Source organism: Sphingobacterium paramultivorum (assembly GCF_014109745.1).
Lineage (GTDB): Bacteria > Bacteroidota > Bacteroidia > Sphingobacteriales > Sphingobacteriaceae > Sphingobacterium > Sphingobacterium paramultivorum.
This window is the reverse complement of record NZ_CP058555.1, coordinates 1,082,519-1,104,504: the sequence shown is the minus strand read 5'-3', so window position 1 is coordinate 1,104,504 and position 21,986 is coordinate 1,082,519. Positions and strand designations below refer to the sequence as shown.

General features: G+C 41.7%; 15 protein-coding genes and 1 riboswitch. Of the genes, 9 read left to right on the top strand and 6 right to left on the bottom strand.

Annotation, left to right across the window (positions count from 1 at the left end):
* Positions 1–36 precede the first annotated feature (36 nt).
* The gene (locus HS960_RS04455) at positions 37–1,452 is read left to right on the top strand and encodes an aminotransferase-like domain-containing protein (protein ID WP_182331383.1); all 1,416 of its coding nucleotides are present in this window, start codon (positions 37–39) and stop codon (positions 1,450–1,452) included.
* A gap of 63 nt (positions 1,453–1,515) precedes the next feature.
* Here the strand turns inward: HS960_RS04455 and HS960_RS04450 are convergent, their stop codons facing one another.
* A complete protein-coding gene (locus tag HS960_RS04450; RefSeq protein WP_153846775.1) occupies positions 1,516–4,152 on the bottom strand; it encodes an alpha-L-rhamnosidase in 2,637 nt (878 codons plus the stop codon).
* A 160-nt stretch (positions 4,153–4,312) separates the two neighbouring features.
* Positions 4,313–4,408, top strand: a riboswitch (TPP riboswitch).
* Positions 4,409–4,467: 59 nt separating this feature from the next.
* Between HS960_RS04450 and thiS the strand changes: the two genes are divergently transcribed.
* The 8 genes from thiS to HS960_RS04410 all read left to right on the top strand — a co-directional run bounded on the left by thiS (position 4,468) and on the right by HS960_RS04410 (position 11,732).
* Positions 4,468–4,674: a sulfur carrier protein ThiS gene (gene thiS / locus HS960_RS04445; protein WP_182331381.1), complete on the top strand. Its 207-nt coding sequence runs from the start codon at positions 4,468–4,470 to the stop codon at positions 4,672–4,674.
* Positions 4,675–4,720: 46 nt separating this feature from the next.
* Complete coding sequence (gene thiC, locus HS960_RS04440) at positions 4,721–6,535, top strand: phosphomethylpyrimidine synthase ThiC (RefSeq protein ID WP_182331379.1); 1,815 nt, start codon at positions 4,721–4,723, stop codon at positions 6,533–6,535.
* Positions 6,532–7,149, top strand: coding sequence for a thiamine phosphate synthase (locus HS960_RS04435; RefSeq protein ID WP_182331377.1), 618 nt, complete (start codon positions 6,532–6,534; stop codon positions 7,147–7,149). Before thiC ends, HS960_RS04435 begins: the two co-directional genes overlap by 4 nt.
* Positions 7,095–7,727 carry a thiamine phosphate synthase gene (gene thiE, locus HS960_RS04430; RefSeq protein WP_228280202.1) on the top strand — a complete coding sequence of 211 codons (633 nt, stop codon included), beginning with the start codon at positions 7,095–7,097 and terminating at the stop codon, positions 7,725–7,727. The genes HS960_RS04435 and thiE overlap by 55 nt, the downstream gene beginning before the upstream one ends.
* Entirely contained in the window at positions 7,724–8,494 is a 771-nt protein-coding gene (locus tag HS960_RS04425; protein ID WP_182331375.1) for a thiazole synthase, read from the top strand. The genes thiE and HS960_RS04425 overlap by 4 nt, the downstream gene beginning before the upstream one ends.
* Positions 8,495–8,504: 10 nt before the next feature.
* A complete protein-coding gene (gene thiH / locus HS960_RS04420) occupies positions 8,505–9,629 on the top strand; it encodes a 2-iminoacetate synthase ThiH (protein WP_182331373.1) in 1,125 nt (374 codons plus the stop codon).
* Between the two features lie 4 nt (positions 9,630–9,633).
* A complete protein-coding gene (locus HS960_RS04415) occupies positions 9,634–10,344 on the top strand; it encodes a HesA/MoeB/ThiF family protein (protein ID WP_182331370.1) in 711 nt (236 codons plus the stop codon).
* A gap of 146 nt (positions 10,345–10,490) precedes the next feature.
* Positions 10,491–11,732 carry a YaiO family outer membrane beta-barrel protein gene (locus HS960_RS04410; protein ID WP_182331369.1) on the top strand — a complete coding sequence of 414 codons (1,242 nt, stop codon included), beginning with the start codon at positions 10,491–10,493 and terminating at the stop codon, positions 11,730–11,732.
* Here the strand turns inward: HS960_RS04410 and HS960_RS04405 are convergent.
* The 5 genes from HS960_RS04405 to HS960_RS04385 all read right to left on the bottom strand — a co-directional run bounded on the left by HS960_RS04405 (position 11,729) and on the right by HS960_RS04385 (position 21,974).
* Positions 11,729–15,151 carry a sulfatase-like hydrolase/transferase gene (locus HS960_RS04405; RefSeq protein WP_182331366.1) on the bottom strand — a complete coding sequence of 1,141 codons (3,423 nt, stop codon included), beginning with the start codon at positions 15,149–15,151 and terminating at the stop codon, positions 11,729–11,731. The genes HS960_RS04410 and HS960_RS04405 overlap by 4 nt on opposite strands.
* Positions 15,145–16,212, bottom strand: a complete 1,068-nt coding sequence (locus tag HS960_RS04400) for a hypothetical protein (RefSeq protein WP_159730782.1) — start codon at positions 16,210–16,212, stop codon at positions 15,145–15,147. Before HS960_RS04400 ends, HS960_RS04405 begins: the two co-directional genes overlap by 7 nt.
* Before the next feature lie 4 nt (positions 16,213–16,216).
* Positions 16,217–16,573: a response regulator transcription factor gene (locus HS960_RS04395; RefSeq protein WP_120332802.1), complete on the bottom strand. Its 357-nt coding sequence runs from the start codon at positions 16,571–16,573 to the stop codon at positions 16,217–16,219.
* A 4-nt stretch (positions 16,574–16,577) separates the two neighbouring features.
* Entirely contained in the window at positions 16,578–20,498 is a 3,921-nt protein-coding gene (locus HS960_RS04390) for a response regulator (protein WP_182331364.1), read from the bottom strand.
* Between the two features lie 321 nt (positions 20,499–20,819).
* The gene (locus HS960_RS04385) at positions 20,820–21,974 is read right to left on the bottom strand and encodes a TIGR03364 family FAD-dependent oxidoreductase (RefSeq protein ID WP_153846763.1); all 1,155 of its coding nucleotides are present in this window, start codon (positions 21,972–21,974) and stop codon (positions 20,820–20,822) included.
* Between the last annotated feature and the right edge of the window lie 12 nt (positions 21,975–21,986).

Here is a 21,986-nt window from a genome sequence, read left to right as displayed (position 1 = left end):
CAGTTACCTTTGAAGACAGACATTAGTCCTTATTTTATGAAAAAAGATTATTTGTATAATGAAATAGCAGACAATATTGCCAATAAGATTAATTCAGGTGTCTTAAAAGCTGGCGAGAAACTACCTTCAGTGAGAAATCTAAGTGCTGAACACGGTATCAGTATAAATACAGCAAAAAGGATATTTCTAGCGCTGGAAGGACGTTCACTTATACGGTCCAAACCTCAGTCCGGCTACTTCGTTAGTCCTCCAAACTATTTGCAGCTTCCTTTGGCCACAGCCAGTCAACCTATTCCAATCGCCAATAACCGAGAACCAGATCAATTAATGAATAAAGTGTATTCAACCATGGGGCGCCGGGATTTAACCTTATTTTCGATCGGTGTTCCTTCGGGAAGTCTCCTGCCTACCGCGAAATTGAAAAAAGAAATCGTTCTCGCTACACAGGAGCTCAGCGATGGTGGCACAGCATATGAGCCCTTGCAGGGCAATATAAAATTACGTCGTATGGTAGCTGTACGTTCATTGGCCTGGGGTGGAAATCTAAACGAAGATGAGGTCGTTACCACCAACGGCTGTATGAATGCTTTGGTTTTATGTCTGATGGCCTTAACCAAACCTGGAGATACACTGGCTCTTGAAAGCCCCTGCTATCCGGGTATCCTCCAACTTGCCGTTAGCCTGGGACTTAAGGTGCTGGAAATAGCCACGGACCCCATCACGGGAATAGACATTGAAGCCCTTAAGAATCTATTGCCCGAAATCAAAGTTTGTTTACTGGTCCCCAATTTTAACACCCCTTTGGGCTATTGTATGCCGGATGAGAACAAGCGGGAAATTGTATCACTGCTAGCAAAACATCATATCCCGCTGATCGAAGATGACACCTACGGCGACCTCCATTTTGGCACCCAACGCCCCAAATGTTGCAAATCTTTTGACCTCGATGGCAATGTACTCTGGTGTGGGTCAGTTTCAAAGACATTGGCTCCGGGCTTCCGTGTCGGATGGGTCGCTCCTGGAAAATACAAGGAGCAGATTATCAAATTAAAACTGATCCATTCCCTGTCATCTACAGCGATCATCAACGAGGCGGTGGGAAATTTTCTATTAACAGGAAAGTATGAAAACCACCTACGTAAACTCCGTAGATCATTAACAGAAAACTACCAGCAGTATGCCGCTATCATCGCGGACCATTTTCCGGAAGACACTAAAATAAGCCGCCCACAGGGTGGACTCGCCCTATGGGTTGAATTTCCAAAACACATCGATACAGGCAAACTATACAACTATGCGCTTAAACTACAGATTAGCATTTCACCGGGAAGGATCTTCACCTTGCAGGATCAATTTCACCACTGCATGCGTCTCTGTATTGGTTTACCCTGGAGCAATGAACTCGCCTTAAAATTAAAACAGCTTGGTAAACTCGCAAAAGCCCTCCAATAAATTATAACATACAAAAATAAAACCCACAGTCAAGACAACGAAACAACAAGTCGGAGCCTATGCTTACTTGAGTTCCAGCTCCAACCTGTGTTTACCAGCCTCCAATTGGACGATATCGCTGCTTCTAACATTATCCGGTGGATAAAATGTTGCCGTCGCATTAGCAGGTATTTGGATATTATATACGATCATTTTATCCGTTAACTTCCATTCGGAAACAATTTTACCGTAAGGTGAATCATAAGAAATAGAAGATTCTTTCAGTTCCTGGGGGAAGATGGGTTTTAAGAGCACATGTTTAAATCCTGGTTGTTTAGGATCTGGAAGAATCCCGCCGATAGATTTAAAAAACCAACCACCGATTTCGCCAAACATCATGTGGTTGTCTGAAATATCCCGTGTTGCTTTTAAATCCCAGTTCTCCAACAATGTTGTCGCTCCATTTACAATCCACCATCCCCAAGACGGGTAGGTATCTTGTACCGCGACCTTATAGGCTGTCGTTGCATAACCGTTATCTTTTAACGCATTCAATAATGCTTTAGCACCCAATACGCCTACATCCAAATGAAAGTTGGTCTCTTCCACTTTCTTATTCAGGTTGGCGGCAACACGGGCTTTCATTTCATTGGGTACAACACCCCAATAGAGTGGTACACTCAGTTCGGTCTGTGTTCCATTGCTATAAACACCCTTGGAAGCATCTAAAAATTTAGCGTTGATGGCCGTCTTAATTTTTCTGCTCAGCAGTTCATATTTTTGTTGATCTGCTGTGTATCCAAACAATTTGGCCGCAGCAGCCAAGATGGTCGCATCCACATAAAAATAAACAGATGAGGTCAACTCCAGATTGGACTGTGACTTCACCGGCACCCAGTCTCCACGCCCAAACGTTGTCAACCCAGATGGACTGATTCCGTCTACATAATCGACATAGCGTTTGATATTTAGGTAGCATTCTTCTAATGCACGTGGGTCTCCATAAAACTGATAAATCTGCCATGGAATGATGGCAATGGTGCTTGTCCAATCCAAACCATTTGCGGTACCGTAGCCCCATCCGCCAGTTGGAATAATATCGGGTAAGACACCATTCTCCTGTTGTTCATCACGATGATCCGCCATCCATTTTTCATAAACTGTTATCCCGTCAAAATTGTATAAAGCTGTTTCAATCGCAAGGTGCCCATCCCCTGTCCAACCGTTCTTTTCGCGCTGCGGACAGTCCGTAGGATAGCCCATCAAATTGGACAAGTAGGCATTGTTGGTCGCTGTCCATAGTTTATTGACCAACGCTGACGATGTCTTGAGCTGTCCAATAGCAGACACATCACTATGCATAAAATAGGCGGTCACAGCCGAACTATCCAATGCAATTGCGGCACTGCTGCTAACCTCGACATAACGAAACCCTTTGTAACCAAACTTTGCCATAAACTCATCATCCCGACCACTTAAGGTCAATATATCAGTTTGAAAGGGCTCCTTTTCCTTATCGCCCCGATAATAAACATCAATATTGGACTGATCAAGATGCCCATCCGCCAACAACCGCTCACCATGCTTGATACGCAGCATAGTACCCGCAGCTCCTTTCACTTTAACTTTTGTAATCCCGGCCATATTCTGCCCCATATCGAACACATAGGTACGTTGGTCTATCTTTGTCACTGATTTTGGCTTATAGGACTTCACGAGCCGAATCGGTACCATCTGTTGGGAAACGATATATGCAGATGGCGCATTTCTATACTGAACAGCCTGCCAGGCCGAATCATCGTATTTTGGTTTATCCCAGTTAGGTATTTCCAGTCTTGCATCGTAATGCTCACCAGTGTAAATATTATTATAAGTGATTGGTCCCGAAGCTGTCTTCCACTGCTTATCCGAAACAATGGTTTCCGTCGTTCCATCGATATAAACGATTTTCAGTTCTAAACAGAATGTTGGCCGGGCCCGCCATGGTGCTTTATCAAAGTTCCAAACGGCCAGTGGTTGATGATTATACCAGCCATTCCCCAAAACAACGCCAATGGCGTTCTCTCCTTTTTGAAGCTGCTGGGTTACGTCCGTCACGACATACAATGTGCGTCGGTCAAATCGAGTATACATTGGATCCAGACGATGGTCGCAAACGCGCTGGCCATTAATGGAAAGTTCATATAATCCTGCTGCGGCAATATACGCGCGGGCAGATTTTACCTGCTTATTTGCCTTAAATTCTGTTCTAAAATAAGGCGTTTCCCGCGCATGAATATCCTTATTGTCGCTGATCCATTTTCCTTTCCAAAGGTCCATTCCCATCATTCCTGTTTCGAAAGATGCTATTTCAGAACGTGTTGATACACCATCCTTATCCCATACTTTAACCCTCCAGAAGTACTTGGTCTGTGGCTTTAACTGTGTGCCGGTATAAGGCACTAACATAGCCGAGCTGAACTGTTTGCCACTATCCCAGCTATCTTTGGTCTCTCTCAGCAGTGCCAGCGAATCTTGCCCTAAAAAGATCTGATAAGCCTGTTGTACCGCACCTTTACGTTGATCATCAAGTTGCCAGCTAAGTCTCGGGTGGATTGCATCGATACCCAATGGATTGACCAAATGTTCGCATGTCAACTGCACGGCGCTGCAGTTATTTTTAGGTTGGGCATAAGTGTTGCTAGCGATACACAACAGTGTTGTCAATAAAATCCTACGCATTAAAAGATACTATTCTTGGTGGTTGTTAAATTGTTTTAGCTGATTCAAAAAACTAATATATCAAATATTTCCCACATACTGACCTGCACTGTCCTGTGCAATAAACCCAAGTCTGCAAAATAAAATTCTTGCAACTTTCATAAAAATAACCTTATCTTAGTCGCAACTTTAGGGGTGTCTGCTCGTGCAGGCTGAGATTTTACCCTTAGAACCTGATCCGGATCATACTGGCGTAGGGAAAAGTGAGCTGTCTACAAGGTGCATTGCTGTGCCTTTGTGTAGCCATTCCTAAAGTTTTACCAAAAAAATTAAGGAATGGAACTTACAATAAACCATCAGATTCGATTTTTCGCCCCCCCACTTACTTCACTTGAAGGCTTGTTGCTTTTGGAATTATCTGGCAAAACTCAGGGTGTGGCTGTAGCCATCAACAACAAAGTCATCCCCAAAAAGGACTGGGCTACGACAACACTTAAACCTTACGATCAGATTATCTTAATTACCGCATCTCAGGGCGGATAGCCATTCCCAAAAAATCAACCGAGTAATTCACCCAATAAAGAAAAAAATGACAGCTGAAACAATTACGCAATCCCCCTTTCCAAATGCAAAGAAAATTTTTGTATCCGGAAAACTATTTCCTATTCAAGTCGCTATGCGTCAAATCTCCTTGAGTCCAACCAAATTAACGAATGGAGAGGTAGAAATTAATCCGCCGGTAACAATCTATGATACTTCTGGACCATATACGGATGACACGGTCCATATCGATATCCGAAAAGGCCTCCCTCGCCTTCGCGATCAGTGGATCTTGGATCGTCAGGATGTTATACAGCTGGCTAGCATCAGCTCTGAATATGGACAAAAACGCCTTTCTGATCCAACGTTGGATGAACTCCGATTTGCCTATAGTCATAAACCAAAAGTAGCCTCTGCCGGCAGGAATGTCACCCAATTACATTATGCAAAGCAAGGCATTATTACCCCAGAAATGGAGTACGTTGCTATCCGTGAAAACCAACGTATCGAGCAGCTCACGGCCAGCACCCCCGGAATGGATCATCAGCATAAAGGACAAAACTTTGGTGCCAGAACACATGATAAAGCTATTACACCAGAATTTGTCCGTGAGGAAATCGCTGCCGGAAGAGCGATCATCCCTAATAATATCAATCACCCTGAAAGTGAACCCATGATTATCGGGCGCAACTTTCTTGTTAAAATTAATGCCAATATTGGCAATAGCGCTGTAAGTTCAAGTATAGAGGAAGAAGTTGAGAAAGCGGTATGGGCCTGTCGATGGGGAGCCGATACCATCATGGACCTATCCACTGGCAAAAATATTCACGAAACCCGCGAATGGATTATTCGTAACTCGCCCGTTCCAATCGGTACAGTACCGATCTATCAGGCGCTCGAAAAAGTGAAGGGGGTGGCCGAGGACCTTACCTGGGAAATATTCAAAGATACCTTGATTGAACAGGCCGAACAGGGTGTTTCGTACTTTACCATACACGCCGGCGTACTGCTTCGTTATATCCATCTCACGGCATCTCGAGTAACGGGCATTGTCTCCAGAGGAGGATCTATCATGGCCAAATGGTGTCTTTTCCACCACAAAGAGAACTTTCTTTATACTCATTTTGAGGAGATCTGTGAGATCATGAAGCGATATGATGTTGCTTTTTCACTTGGCGATGGTCTCCGTCCAGGTGCCATTGCGGACGCCAACGATGCGGCTCAATTTGCTGAGCTCGAAACACTGGGCGAACTCACCAAGGTCGCCTGGAAACACGATGTTCAGGTGATGATCGAAGGTCCGGGCCATGTTCCTATGCAATTGATCAAAGAGAATATGGACAAACAATTGGCCTGTTGTGACGAAGCTCCATTTTATACCTTGGGTCCCTTAACAACTGATATTGCTCCAGGTTATGACCATATCACATCAGCCATTGGAGCTGCGATGATCGGTTGGTATGGATGTGCGATGCTTTGCTATGTGACGCCCAAAGAACATCTGGGCTTACCAAATAAAAAAGACGTTAAAGACGGTGTAATCACCTATAAACTAGCTGCCCATGCGGCCGATTTGGCCAAAGGACATCCAGGTGCACAATACCGTGATAATGCCTTGAGTAAAGCGAGATTTGAATTTAGATGGGAAGATCAATTCAACCTTTCCCTGGATCCAGATACAGCACGGGAATATCATGACGAAACATTGCCGGCAGATGCGGCCAAAGTGGCTCACTTCTGCTCCATGTGCGGTCCCAAATTTTGCTCGATGAAAATTACGCAGGAAATCAGAGATAGTGCCGCACAAGGGATGCTGGAAAAATCGCAGGAATTCATCGCGCAAGGAAAAGAGATTTATTTATGATCATCGCTTTGACAGCAGCAGAAGCGATCCCTTCTGAAAAAGGGATTATAGATGCTTTGTTCAAAGAAGGACTTGATATCCTGCACTTGCGCAAGTATCATTTTACAGACCTACAAATGTCCAAATATGTGGAATCTATAGATTCCACATATTTGGACAGATTGGTCCTACATTCCCACCCTCACCTATCGGCTGAGCTCGGAATCGCACGTATTCATATGAACGAAAAGAATAGAAAGGATAGATCAACAAATCAAATGCTGCCTACAACAATCTGTTCAACATCTGTGCATGATATCGATCAATTCAATAGCCTTGATGAATGTTGGGCCTATGCTTTTCTAAGTCCATTATTTCCGAGCATCTCTAAAGTGGGGTATGGAGTGTATAATGCAAGGTTGGATCAGCTCCCGTCACGCTCCAACTTTACTGTTGGTCTCATCGGTCTTGGAGGGATAAACCAAGATAACTGTCTTATCCCGGTGCAGCAAGGTGCAGATGGAATTGCCTTATATGGTACTTTATGGAAGCACCCTGAGCCAGTTCAAAATTTTATAGCATGCAAACAAAAACTATGGAAAAACTCCAATATATATCGCAGGGACAAACATTAACTGAACAAAAAAATAACATACTGAAAGCGCTGGATGCGGGGGCCAAATGGATACAGATCAGATGGAAGGACGCCGATGAAAAGAGCCGCTACATGCTTGCAGAACAGATCAAGCAAACCTGTTCCGAATTTGGTGCCAGCTGTATCATCAATGACCATCCTTCGCTTGCAGCGGCTGTAGACGCAGATGGCGTACACTTGGGACTGGATGACTGCAGCGTCACAGCTGCCCGGGACATATTGGGTGCAGGAAAAATAATTGGCGGTACTGCCAATAGCTTTGCGGATGTAAAACAAAGAATAAGTGAACATTGTGACTATATCGGACTCGGACCATTCAACTATACCACAACAAAACAAAAACTAAGTCCCCTACTGGGGATTGCAGGATATGAAAACATCATCCAACAAGTCCGCCTAGCAGGCTTGCCCCCTATTCCAATATTCGCAATTGGCGGTATAAGCCAACTTGAAGATATCCAACAGCTATTAGAAATTGGAGTTTACGGTGTAGCACTCTCCGGAATCGTAACCAAGACTCCAAACATTGTTTCATCCATCAATAAAATTTTATTATGAGCAATCTACATATAGCCGATCGCGTGTTTGAATCCAGATTATTTCTGGGTACGGGCAAATTCGGTAATCTCACAGAAATGAGCGATGCCATTGTGGCTTCGGCCTCCCAATTGGTCACCGTTGCCCTTAAACGAATCGACCAAACCAGCGCAGACGACAGTCTCATCAGTGCACTCGACCTGGCGGCAATCCATTTGCTTCCCAATACTTCGGGGGCACGAACTGCTGAAGAAGCTGTGCTCGCAGCCCAACTTGCACGGGAAGCATTGGAAACCAACTGGGTAAAGCTGGAAATTCATCCCGACCCTCGTTATTTACTGCCCGATCCTATTGAAACCCTGCGTGCAACTGAATCGCTGGCCAAACTGGGTTTCGTTGTCATGCCCTATATTCACGCAGATCCAGTACTTTGTAAAAGATTGGAAAATGCGGGTACAGCAGTTGTTATGCCTTTAGGTGCTCCTATTGGTAGTAATAAAGGGCTTCGCACACTGGACTTTCTCGAAATTATTATTGAGGAGAGTAATGTCCCTGTGGTTGTAGATGCTGGGATCGGAGCTCCATCCGATGCTGCCAAAGCCATGGAAATCGGAGCGGATGCAGTCTTGGTCAATACGGCAATTGCAGTCTCAAATAATCCGATACGCATGGCCGAAGCATTCAAAAAGGCTGTTATCGCTGGACGAAAGGCTTATGAGGCCGGTTTAGGAAAGATCAGATCACAAGCAATCGGTTCGAGTCCCTTAACTTCATTTTTATTTGATTGATGATTCACTTATGACAGATTTCAAAACGATACTCGATGAATACTCCTGGAATGACGTCCACACGCAGATTTATGACGCTACCAATCAGGATGTACAACATGCGTTAGAAAAAGACCATTTAACGCTCGCTGACTTTAAGGCGCTCATCTCACCGGCTGCAGCACCGTATCTGGAACAAATGGCACAAAAAACACAACAAATCACGCAACGTCGCTTCGGTAAAACCATACAACTCTATGCCCCTCTTTACCTGAGCAATGAGTGCCAAAACATCTGTACATATTGCGGTTTTAGCATGGACAATAAAATTAAACGCAAAACCCTCAGCAACACCGAACTATTACTGGAGGCAATGATACTTAAATCCATGGGAATCAACCACATTTTACTAGTCAGCGGAGAAGCCAACAAAACTGTCGAGATCAATTATTTCCTAAACGCTATTCACCTTTTAAAACCTCATTTTTCACAGATATCCATTGAGGTACAGCCACTGGAAGAATCCGAGTACCGACTACTACAGACCGCAGGGGTATATGCAATTTTGGTCTATCAGGAAACCTACCATCGAGAAGTTTACAAACAATATCATCCGAAAGGAAAGAAGTCCAATTTTGACTATCGTTTGGATACGCCTGACCGTATAGGCCGGGCTGGAATCCATAAAATCGGACTGGGGGTATTACTTGGGCTAGAGGACTGGCGGGTGGACAGCTTTTTCACCGCGGCACACATTGCCTATTTGCAAAAACAATATTGGCAGACACGCTATTCCATTTCCTTTCCACGCTTACGACCGGCCGCGGGTTCTCTTGAGCCAAATTTTCATTTGGCAGACCGCGATCTGCTGCAGTTGATCTGCGCGTATCGTCTGTGGAATGAAAATTTGGAAATCTCCATTTCTACCAGAGAAAACCAAACCTTCAGGGATCATATCATACCTATTGGCGTAACCACGATGAGTGCAGCTTCAAAAACCAATCCTGGAGGCTATGTTGTCGATCCCCAAGCTTTGGAACAATTTGAAGTAAGTGATGAAAGAGATATGGAAACAATAAAAAATCAAATCCGAAAAATGGGCTATTCTCCAGTGATGAAAGACTGGGAAAGCAATTACGCGGGTATTGTACGTTAAATACATGAAAAAAGATAACATTTTTGATCGCTATAGCAGACAGATTTTTATCGAAGAGATTGGCGTTGCCGGACAACGGAAGATCATGGATGCCAAGGTATTGGTCGTCGGTGCAGGCGGACTCGGGAGTCCTGTCGTTCAATATTTAGCCGCGGCCGGTATAGGAAAACTTGGCCTCGTTGATTTTGACCGGGTTGAAATCCACAATCTAAATAGACAGATCATTCATTCCGAAGATAATATACACCAAGCAAAAACAGAAAGTGCCACAGCCTATATACGACAGCACAATAGCACAATTGATTTTGAGCCCTTTCAGGTAAAAATAGATGCTGACAACGCGCTAGCAATGCTCGCTCCCTATCATATCATTGTCGATTGCTGTGATAACTTTACAACGCGCTACCTGCTTAATCAGACCTGCCTACAACTCGATAAACCTTTGGTATACGGTAGCATCTATGGTTTCGAAGGCCAGCTGGCTGTCTTTAACTATCAGGGTAGTAAAAACCTGTTGGATATCTTTCCAACGCCCCCCGATCCGGAGCAGGTTCCAAATTGCGATAAAAATGGGGTGCTGGGCCCTTTGCCCGGTATTATCGGCAGTATGATGGCCATGCAGGTACTTAAAATAGTAACCGGATTACCCGTAGATAGCAATCAGTTAACGCTTGTGAACACATTCCATTGGCGTTTTTCGAAACTCCTATTCTAAGGATCATTTCGGAAGGCGTTCTACAAAATGAGATAGAACGCTTTAAAAGAGCTCAAAAATTTATTCTAAAACAACTAGCGACAAACAAAATTTCCTAATTTTAGTTTATATATTAGCAAGCTTAAATGTCAAATTTACGATCTAGAATGAAAAAAGTAATTTATCCATTACTCTCCCTCTCTTTATTACCCTTATTTTCTATCGCGCAAGAGACGAAACTCACTGCTGATGATCTCTTTGTAAAAGCGCGAAAGGTAGCTTTTGATTCAAAAGATTATCCGCAAGCCATTCAATTATCTAAACAGGCCCTACTTCAAGCACCGGATTACACGGATATTAGCATTTTTCTCGGACGTCTTTATACCTGGTCGGATAAAATTGATTCGGCAAGAACCATCTTTACAGAACTGGATAAAAAGAATACAAGTGATGAAGATTTCTTTTTAGCCTACGCCTCATTGGAATATTGGAATGATCAGACTGACAAAGCTATTGCAATTACAGACAAAGGGCTTAGCATACATCCGCAGTCTCAGGATCTACTGCTGTTAAAAGGTAAACTAAGTTATGGCAATGATCATTATGAGGTTGCCGAAAAGGCAATTAATAGCTTATTGGCAATTAATCCAAAAAATACAGAGGCCAGAGCACTGGCAAAAAACATTGAAGAATACACAGCAAAAAATGCGATCGGCCTGACGTACAATTTTGTCTATTTTGACAAACAGTTTGATCATAATTGGCACATTGTTGGATTAAGTTATAAACGGGCAACACCAATAGGATCCGTTATTTTCAGAACTAACTATGCGAATAAATTTGCAGAAAATGGTGTCCAATTTGAAATGGAGGCTTACCCGCGTCTTTCAAAGATATTTTACCTATATGTCGGTGCTGGATACTCCAATAATGTAGGCATTTTTGCGAAATATAGAACTGGTGTGTCTCTCTATGCCAATCTTCCGAACAGCTTTGAGGGGGAGATCGGATATCGTCAGCTTTATTTTAGTGACAACATCTGGATGTATACGGCTTCAGTGGGAAAATATTACCAAAACTTTTGGTTCAATCTGAGGACTTATCTTACACCGGGCGAAAAGAATATTTCCCAATCCTATACCGGAACAGTCCGCTATTATACAAAAGGAGCAAACGATTACTTCGGATTTAGTGCCGGAACGGGTCTGAGCCCCGAGGAAAACCGAAATAATCTATTGGACAACGCTTCCTATAAATTAAAAACATTCAAAGTAGGTGCCGAGTATAATTTCTCAGTTAAGCAAAGTAACCTATTTTCAATTTCGGGCACCTATTATAACCAAGAATTCAGGCCAAAAGAGCGAGGGAATCAATTGGACATCATCCTTGTTTATATTCGAAAATTCTAGTTCTTCTTTGTTCGATTAAAGTAATTTGTATAAACACTATCCGGAAGAAGTCGCTTTTGCGTATAAAAGAGTTTGTTCTTGCGCTTAAATAATTCAAAGCGCTTGGACAATTCTTCTTTCGCATTATCAGCGGCGGCATCTTCATTGAGCACACCATCCAGTTTATACAGTTGTCCATCGGAAAGATGGTAACTGCCCTTTACAAAATCAATCAATTGATTTTTACTCTGCATCATGGCTATACCATCACCCTGTGCCGAAGCGCCCTTATCGAGCCCCTCACCGATCCATGTAACTTGGTTAGGAGTTTTAAGCCCAAAATTCTCACGATAGTAGGCTAATATAGAAGGCGCGACATCAAAATGGCTAACAAAATTATGAAAAGTCTTTGGCCCTTTCAAAAGTGGTGAATAAATCAACAAGGGAACATGATAACGATCGATTTTGCTTTGCAATGGTATCTCAGGCATCGCGTGGTCTCCAGTTATGACAAAAATAGTATTTGCAAAATCTGGCCTCTTTTTATATTCTTTAAAGAACTGCTCCATCGCGTCATCCAAATTCAGTACCGAAACAAGTTGGGTACGGTTTTCCAAAGCCCACTTTTTTTGTTCCGGTGTAAGGTTCAATGTTGCTATACGTTGATCAAACAATTGCTCATAATGAGCCGCATTATTGATCAAAAACGGGTTATGGGTTGATAGCGTTAAAAGCACATGGAAATAAGGGTGTTCCTGTACTTTCTGCACTTCAAGAAGTTTGCTAAAGACAGCTTGATCTTCATATCCCCAGCTCTCCCCACCCTTTTCGGGCAATTTTTTATAAGGAGGTCCGAATGCCGCTTGGTCCATAAGCATATCTATTTTATTATAATCCATGAACTTTTTCATGAAATCAAAATTAGAATGACCACCATAGAAAAATCCAGTATTGAATCCATTGCTCTTCAGAATATTAAAGAGATTGAAGTTGTCTGGCAAGGTGTCTTGTTCCAGGAATCCATGTGTCGCAAAAGGCAACGAACCTGTTATGGTCGGTAAAACGGAAAATGTCCGACCTGAGGAACTCATATTATTATCCCAATACAAAGACTGTTGCTTCAATGTACCTATAAAAGGTGTAAAGTTGCCAATATAACCATTTTCAGCACTATAGGCATGTCCTAAACCCTCGATAACAAGAATGACCAAATTGGGTACTTTCGCTGATTTTTGCATGTATGTCCCCAGGAAATCTTTCGTATCCTCTTTTTTCAAAAAAGGAAATTTAGTATCCAACACTTTTGCATCATCATCGTCTTTATTGAACATAGCGAACATCCCCGGGTGATCATCCACGTAATTGGACAAATTAGAATCAAAAAAATAACGCCATTTGCTCCGGCTTGCATTGGCTACGAATTCATCTTTTTCAGCGCTACCCCGAAAAAACGAAGCCGAGGAGATGAAAAACGATATGATCCCCAAAGATAACAGTGCAATACTAGCATAGGGCTTTTTGAATGTCTGTTTATTGGCAATCCAAAGGGGAACCCAAGAAATTACGATCAATAATAAAAGTAAAGCAATATTGGTAAAACTCAACATACCGCTAGCCTCCAAAATTTGCTTCATCTCTTCCGAACTGTAATAGAACATATCAGCTCCAAGCAAATTTCTGGATTCGCCAAAATACAGAAACAAGATGAATTGCATAACGACAATAAACGAGAACGATATCACCACAAGAAGTCTCGCCCAAAAACTGCTTATGAACTGAAGCAATAAATAGCCGATTCCCAAACAGGCCAAGGCTTGAAAAATGAACAGGATGTTATCCAAAAACAGATCCTTCCCGGCATGTGACTCCGAAAGCTGAACAAATCGACGACCGTACCACCACCATTCTACACCAACGGACAACATATACAGGGCAAAGACAACAAACATAACAGGTCCTAAGCTCTGTAACGATAGATTTAATCGCTGACCGAGGTATTTCCAAACCGACTCATTCGCATCTTTTTGTTGGAAGCCTTGTCGTGTCATTTCTCCCCAGCCATGCTGCTTCCGAAAGTAATCAACAACGCCCTGTACTCCAGCTTTAACAACAATGGGGTGAAAGTATAACGGTTCTAGTATCGCCGTAGTTATTAGAGTGGAAAGATCTCGCTTCTTAGAATAAACCTGATGGCTAACAAGATCAACCAAGATTGCATAGATCGAATACAAAATTCCGGAAGCAATCACCAATGCAAATAGCGCAAAGAAAAATGGCCAGTTGATGATTCCCAGAATAAAAAAGATTATAAAGACAATATAGCCTGTAAATTCGACAATAGGGCCCAGGAATTCAAAGAAAAACCAATAAGGCATACTGACCATACCAAAACGGCCATATTTCGGATTGAACATGAGTTTCCGATGTTTCCATAAGGTCTCCATCGTGCCCCGCATCCAACGATTACGCTGTTTACGTAATACTTCTTTTGACTCGGGTACTTCGGTCCAGCACAATGGATCAGGAATGTTGACCACCTCGTAGGCTTGCTTTTGCTCCTCCATATAACGGCGCATACGAACAACAAGCTCCATATCTTCTCCTACCGTATTTCGGTCATAGCCCCCACAAGCCAATACGATCTCCCGGTCAAAAGCGCCAAATGCCCCGGAAATAAGAATTAAACCCGAAGCCCTTGACCAAGCCATTCGACCTAAAATAAAAGCACGGATGTACTCTAAGGCCTGCGTACGCCCCAACCATGATTTTGGAAGATTAACGTCCACGACAGAACCATTCACGACATTACAGTTATTGGCCAAACGTATAACTCCGCCGCAGGCTATAACGCGTTTGTCGGTCTGTTCCAAAAATGGCTTTGCTAATTTTAGAATAGCATCCTGTTCCAAAATACAGTCTACATCAATACAGACGATATAATCTCCAGAAGAAATATTAACGCCGACGTTGAGCGCATCAGCCTTACCGCCATTTTCCTTGTCAACAACAATCAGCTTCTTAAATGCTGGATTTTTGCTCTTATAGATTCCCCTTATATCCTTGGTCTCAATATTTCCCTGAACAAAAAAAGACGTTGGTTCAAGTTCATAAGAGGCGATCAATTTCAAAATTGAATTGTCTTTACTACCATCATTGACGATGATAATTTCCAGATTATGATAATACAGCGACAATAAAGAACGTACATTTTCAACGATGGTCATCCCCTCGTTGTAGGCTGGAGCAATCAGACTGAATGTAGGCGCGTTAGGGTTGGTAGCAATAATACTATAATCCGTAAACGTATTATTGTGTTTGTAACGAAACACAGCTCCATAAGCGTATAGCCCTATCCAAGTATAGATAATAAATACCGCTGCCGAATAAAGCAAAAATAACCAAACTATAATTTCGTATACGATATGGGAAAACTCTAACATTTTTTCTCTTGCAATGCGTGTTTAATAATTTGTGTAAGTTCGTCGTATGTATCTTCACGTTGTGAAATTTCGCGGAGATAATGTTCTTCTCCAAGCACAACGAGTACTTCTGCGGCAGAAATTTTAATTGACACTTGACTATGATTCCAAAGTTGATCCTTCAGAAAATGCTCACTTTCTCTACTTTTGGCAATTTTCATAGCTTTAAGGATTTCAATCTGAACTTCGATTGGTTGCAGATCAAAATTTTGTATAAATTGCTGAATTGTCCCACTGTTCTCAATGGCCTGCAATGTTCGTATGGCTTGTATACGAACTTTCGTAGATGGATGATCCAATAGGTTAAAAACTTCCGTATAAAAAGTCATCAATCTAAATTTTCGGATCAAGCGCAACGTAAATATGACAACAGAATCATTTGAACTCTTAAGCCAGGTATCAACGTGTAACTCCGAAAGCTCGGGTATTTCATGGATGGAAAACAATAAACGTAATTGTTGCCAGTCTGATAAGGGACGATCGAATTGATCTAAAAAACCAAGCCCCTCATACCCTTTAAAAGTTACGATTGCATATTGTGCTTCTTGATATACCGCAGTGCGGGAATCATTAAGCTTGGCTGTTATCTCTGGGATTGCTGGTTCGACATTCATTGCAGCAAGCTCCTGAACCCCACCGGCAACCAAATAAGCTTTTCTATGCCGAAGCTTCCGCCAGGCCTCATCCTCCAATTTAAAATCATGAAACAACCTATTGATCGATTGTTTAGCTCCACCAGAAAATTTTCTATCAGAGTCAACTAATACATCCAAAAAAAGAGCTCGAAAAGAAGGTTCTTTCAAGTATGTCGCAAACTCCAGATCTCGATCGCTATTCTCATCGCCACCAACAATAGTTTCCATAATCTTGTACTCGATGATCTGTCTCCAGGATTGCCTATTATGAAGGATTCTATAGCTATAAAAGCTGTATCCCAGTACCGTGATAATCAACAATAGTACTAAAATCAATACGATAACAATCGCCAGAATAAGCTCATGTAGCTCGATATGGTGATGCATAATTTTATTTATTTATTAGGCGTTTTATCCTAAGAATCAGTTCATTTGGACTAAATGGCTTAACCATAAAATCCGATGCACCTAAATCAAATGCATCAACCACGACCTCCTCTTGGCCCATACTTGATAATACAATAACTGGGATCTTCTTTCCAATACTTTTTATTGCCGAAAGAATTTCAATACCAGAAGCAAAGGGCATCATAATATCCGTTACAACTAAATCCAAATCCAGCTCATTAATTTTCTCGATGGCTTCACGGCCATTTCTGGTCAGCACCACTTCGTGTCCTTCTTTTACTAATTTGTGTTCAACAGTACGCAATATCAATTCATCATCTTCCGCTATTAAAATCAACATATCATTATTTATTTAAGATTTTTGTAATTAATTCCAGTCCTATATCCATTTCTTGTTCGATTGCCACAAAAGCGATCGCAAGGTCAGTTTCAATCGTTGGGCTGGTCTCAAGGTCTTTAGTCATTTGGGCCAACCTGATAAGTCCAGCAGTCGATGAAGTTCCCCGCAACTTATGAAGGAGTTCTTTGATGCGTACAATATCGTTTGTATCAATTGCCTCCTTTAACTGCTTTCTAGACCCCGTTATTTCCCGGACTACCAAATCCAGAAAAAAGGTTAAAAATGCGGGATCATCACCGGCTTGTTCTTCCAGGCGCTGCATATCCAAATGCTCATCCAAATCCTCCAGATCCGAAGCTTCTGCAGCACTAGGTTTTACCGATAACATCGCTTTTTCCAAGGCCTTGAATAAATCCTGTTGTCGAATAGGTTTAGCTAGAAAATCTGACATCCCCGCTTCGAGACAGCGTTCCTTTTCGCCTGAAATATTACCGGCAGTAACACCGATAATAGGTGTTTCAGCATAAGCTGCCATTTGCCGGATCTGTTTGGTTGCTTCAATCCCATCGACCTCGGGCATCTGAACATCCATCAAAATAAAATCAAATTGTTTTTCTTTGCAAGCATGAATGGCTTGTGCTCCGTCAGAAACTTCAGTTAAGAGCGCTCCTGGCATTATGCTTGCCATCATTCGTAAATTAAGTGCCATGTTAACGGCATTGTCGTCTGCCAAGAGCACTTGAACGTCCTGACCGTACAAATCCGATGATAACGATAAGTTTGCATTCGCCTTTAATTGCACTGCATCTTCCCTATTTTGTTGTATCGCCCTTCTTAAAGTCGAATACAGTTCCTCAGATTTAATCGGCTTAAGTAGACAGAATGACCGCTCCTCTTGTCTAAATGCTGAAATCACCTCATGCTCTTCTGATGAAGTGTGCAACACGATCAAAGGGATACCCTCTTCCTGTTTTCTAAAGAGTTCTTTGATTTTTTCTATCGTTTCGAGGCCCGATAAGATCGGCATATGATAGTCCATTAAAATAACATCGAATCGTTCCCCTTTCATCAGTAACTGTAAGGCTTCCATGCCGTTTTCTGCGAGGACAGATTCGACGTTTTTATAGGCCAACATATGTTGCAGGATAATCCGGTTATTCGCGTTGTCATCGACAACAAGGACACGATTTAAAGGCAAAGCTGTATCTTCATCCTCCATTTCTTCACATCGGACCTCGATATCAAAATAGAACGTCGATCCGACACCCAATTCGCTTGTCAGATTCAATTTACTTCCCATGTATTTCAAAAGATTGTTGGAAATTGTCAAACCGAGTCCCGTGCCGCCGTATCGTTTACTTACGGAGCTATCTTCTTGCGTAAAAGCATCAAAGATGCGTTGTTGTTTCTCGGGTGGAATTCCTATACCGGTATCTCTGACCTCAAAGCGTAATGTTAATTTATTCTCATCATTGCGAAGTTTACTGATCTTAAATTCGATTTCGCCTTTTTCCGTAAACTTAACTGCGTTACCTAATAAATTCACCAACACTTGCTTAATACGTGCCTCGTCAATCCAAACAAAAGCCGGCAGTCCCTGCTCAATATTCAAAAGCAGTTCGACTTCTTTTCGTTGTGCTTGATAGAGAACAACATTAATAACCTGATTGGCTACATCATACACGTTATACTTATCGACAAATAATTCGAGTTTACCCGATTCTATTTTTGAAAAGTCTAAAATGTCATTAATAATATTGAGTAAGCTATTTCCCGATTCATTGATATAGCCGAGGTATTGTAGCTGTGTATCATTTAATGGTGTTTTTAACAACAAATCGGAGAATCCGATCACACCATTTAAGGGAGTACGAATTTCATGACTCATATTGGCGAGGAATTCGGACTTTGCTTTACTCGCCAGATCGGCCAGTTCCTTCGCTAACTTTAATTCATCATTTATTTTTACCGATTCGGTCGTATTTTGCGTAAAGATAATGATCCCACCTATACTTCCATCAGCAAGATGCCAAGGTCTTACTTCCCAATTGAAATGTTGCGCTTCAGCAAGTCCACCAGCCTGTATGACCTCATCCATATTCTTATAAGGTGTTCCCTCCAGCGCATCAAGGTAGATTTTTTTTCTATTTTCTGGGATATTTGGAAACAGTTTGAAAAAGTTACTATTTGGCGGCAAACTTACCCCTTCGTGAAAATCTTCCAACCATTGATTACTGACTGAAATATAGTTAAAGTCTCGGTCAAACATAGCAACCGAAGCAGGAACATAATCCACAAACGCACGTAACATAGATTCTTTGCGTTCCAGTTCCAAGAAGAGCGATTTACTTTGATCGATATCCTGAATAATTCCAAAAACGCGCTTACACACATCGTTTTCAAATTCGGGAATACCTTTTACCCGTACCCAAATTGATTCTCCATCTTGCTTTAATAGACGCAATTCGGTATCGTAAGGTGTTCTTGATGTAATGGCGTCTTCGAAAACCCTACGCAAAACAACCTGACTTTCCGGCTCATAAAATCCGATTGCATGTTCAAAATCAGGTGTAAAATCAGGAGCCACACCATGAATTAGCTTAGTGGAGTCGGACCAATAAACCTTGTTTTCAACTAAATTGACCTCCCATCCGCCAACCTGAGCGACAGCATTGGTCTGCTCCAGGATTTGTTTGGTATGCAAAAGATCATTTTCAAGCCGCAATCGATCCGTCATATTCAAGGCCGTACTGACAACATAAGACCGTCCATTTTCATCCGTTTCCAACATATTGTGGTATAGCCAAGAAATGTCTTCACCATCTTTTGTTTGGAGAACCATCATTCCAGAATCCTCTTTATTGGTGGCAATACGTTTGAGATATTCTTCAACCAGACCGACATGATGAGATGGAACCAATTTCTTGAGGTTAAGTCCTTTTACCTCTTCTTTGGCATACCGCAATATCTCTCTTCCTTTTTCATTGACAGATAGAATATTACCATCCAAATCATGCATGCTCATGAGGCCGATCGCATTTTCAAAAAAGCTACGAAATCTACGTTCGGAATTCTCCAACTTGAGTTTTTCTTCGCGCTCTTTTGTTACGTTTCTGCCAAAGGCCAGGATATCATGATTTATCGGATCATATTTGAAATGCCATTCAATTTCGACAACTTGGCCATTTTCTATTTTAGTCCTACTCGTAGATTGAATTCCGTACTTTGTTTCCTCAACTCGACCTAAGTCCGATACTAACTCCCTTTCAGTGTCTCCCAATAATGTAAAAATAGATTTGCCTAAACTATTCGATCTGGACAATCCCAAGACTTTACTAAATGCGGGGTTAATTTCTTTTACCTTGCGCGCCTCATCCAACACGCAAATAATATTGTTTGTCAAGTGAAAAATTTCGGAGAAATAACCTGCCTGTACTTTTCGTTTTTTTCCCAATAATATTTTGGTCACTGCCTTGCCAAGCTCTTCCAACGAGTCTTTTTGTTTATCCGAAAGCTTTTTCGGATGGAAATCAATCACACAGATTGTTCCAAGAGCATCGCCATCATCATCCAAAAGAGGAACTCCGGCATAAAAACGGATATTTCCTTCGCGAATCAATGGATTGGAAGAGGAACGTGGATCTTCAAAAGTATCCTCTATAACGAGGACCTCTTTACTCATTATGGTGTATTGACAGACTGTGTTCTTCCTTTCAACAGTATCTAATTCCATACCCACACAACTCTGAATGCGTTGCGTTTCTTGCTCCATCATTGCAATTAAGGAAGCAGGACAGTCTGTAATCAAACAGGCCGCTTGCGCAAAAACGTCTAATTCAGGGTCTTTCCCGAGTCCCATTAACTCATAGGACTTTAATTTTTCTATCCTTCTTAACTCATTTTCAGGAAAAACATTATTTGCCATTCACTTCTAATATTTAGATCTGGTTTATTGTGACCGTGAAGTTAATAAAAACATTGTTTAACCCCTAAACAATAAGGAAATATTGGTCAGATAATGTTTTATAAAGAACAAACAACAGCTAAATTAGTTGATGAAATAAAAAGATTTACCATACGTCTTCTTCATAATTTAGTTATTTACTAATTGAATTTTATAAAGCTTGACCTTATTAAGAAAGACAAACTGTACGTTTAGGAAGTCTGTACAAACTGATCAAAAAAATAGCTTAAAAAAGAAAGAGCCCCGCTAGATGTGATAGCGGGGCTCTTCAATATGTTTAAATTAAAAAAGTTTTTCAATACTCTGTTCGGCATAGCCAGCACTTGCTGTCATTCCCTTCCCTCCAATGCCGGTTCTAACATGTATTCTTGGGCTAACGTCGATTTCAAGAATATGATCTTTGTGTTGCGAATAATAACCTGCCCAAGAAGATGAAATCCAGGTACGCTCCATTGGAATGATACGGTTGGCTTCCGCAATCATCAATTCATTGATATAGGAATTTACTGAGAAGCCCAGTTCATCCAATCTGTTTCCCGCTGCATATTCATGCGAATCACCGATAATAATACTACCATCCGTGGCCTGTTTAAATAGGATATGAATTCCATAATTGCGTAGCTCCTGATAGTAATCAGGCATTGGAATTGTCTGAAACGAAGGGCAATATTCTTCAAAACTCTCGTATCGACGAATGGTCAACCCAGTTAAGATATTCCCAGGAAGATGAATATGAGCCAAAGGCTTTGTACGCATCATTTGCAACTTGCTAATTTCAAGCCCGCTATTATCAAACAAGGAACGATATAAAATTTTAAACTCGTATCCATTGCAGATAAGCAATTTCTTCCCTTCAAAGTTTTCTAGCGTACTGCTCGTGACAACAACAGCATCATTTTTATCCTCGCAGGCCACAATTGTCGTATCGTATTTCAACGTATAGTCCACAAACTTATTTTGCATATAAATATGCAGCTGTCTAATCATTGACTCGGGTTCTACACTGAGTTCCTGCGGAAAAAAGATAGCCTCTTTAACATAATCAGCATTCATTACGGGATATTTCAATAAAACCTGTTCCTTTGACCAAAGTTCATGATCATATCCTTTTCCCTGATAGTGCTTAGATAGCTCGTGAAGCACCTGAACTTCATCACTATCCGAAGCAATATAGATGCTGCCGTTATTTCTAACGGATATATCCATCTCTTTCTGAATAGACTGATATATTTCAAGTCCTCGCACACCATAATCAAACCATTCACCGGCCATCCCCGATGGCACTACTTGTCCGAAATTACGAACAGTAGATCCCACGGGGAAATTATCTTTTTCGAGTTGGAGCACACGTAATCCCATTTGTAACGCATGATAGGCATGAAAGGTCCCTAAAATCCCACCCCCAACAATAATTAAATCATATGTATTTGTTTTCATCTTTATAAATAG

Excerpts from the sequence above, each read along its gene's own strand:
- HS960_RS04455 (WP_182331383.1), top strand. The coding sequence starts at position 37 with ATGAAAAAAGATTATTTGTATAATGAAATAGCAGACAATATTGCCAAT.
- HS960_RS04450 (WP_153846775.1), bottom strand. The coding sequence starts at position 4,152 with ATGCGTAGGATTTTATTGACAACACTGTTGTGTATCGCTAGCAACACT.
- thiS (WP_182331381.1), top strand. The coding sequence starts at position 4,468 with ATGGAACTTACAATAAACCATCAGATTCGATTTTTCGCCCCCCCACTT.
- thiC (WP_182331379.1), top strand. The coding sequence starts at position 4,721 with ATGACAGCTGAAACAATTACGCAATCCCCCTTTCCAAATGCAAAGAAA.
- HS960_RS04435 (WP_182331377.1), top strand. The coding sequence starts at position 6,532 with ATGATCATCGCTTTGACAGCAGCAGAAGCGATCCCTTCTGAAAAAGGG.
- thiE (WP_228280202.1), top strand. The coding sequence starts at position 7,095 with ATGCAAACAAAAACTATGGAAAAACTCCAATATATATCGCAGGGACAA.
- HS960_RS04425 (WP_182331375.1), top strand. The coding sequence starts at position 7,724 with ATGAGCAATCTACATATAGCCGATCGCGTGTTTGAATCCAGATTATTT.
- thiH (WP_182331373.1), top strand. The coding sequence starts at position 8,505 with ATGACAGATTTCAAAACGATACTCGATGAATACTCCTGGAATGACGTC.
- HS960_RS04415 (WP_182331370.1), top strand. The coding sequence starts at position 9,634 with ATGAAAAAAGATAACATTTTTGATCGCTATAGCAGACAGATTTTTATC.
- HS960_RS04410 (WP_182331369.1), top strand. The coding sequence starts at position 10,491 with ATGAAAAAAGTAATTTATCCATTACTCTCCCTCTCTTTATTACCCTTA.
- HS960_RS04405 (WP_182331366.1), bottom strand. The coding sequence starts at position 15,151 with ATGTTAGAGTTTTCCCATATCGTATACGAAATTATAGTTTGGTTATTT.
- HS960_RS04400 (WP_159730782.1), bottom strand. The coding sequence starts at position 16,212 with ATGCATCACCATATCGAGCTACATGAGCTTATTCTGGCGATTGTTATC.
- HS960_RS04395 (WP_120332802.1), bottom strand. The coding sequence starts at position 16,573 with ATGTTGATTTTAATAGCGGAAGATGATGAATTGATATTGCGTACTGTT.
- HS960_RS04390 (WP_182331364.1), bottom strand. The coding sequence starts at position 20,498 with ATGGCAAATAATGTTTTTCCTGAAAATGAGTTAAGAAGGATAGAAAAA.
- HS960_RS04385 (WP_153846763.1), bottom strand. The coding sequence starts at position 21,974 with ATGAAAACAAATACATATGATTTAATTATTGTTGGGGGTGGGATTTTA.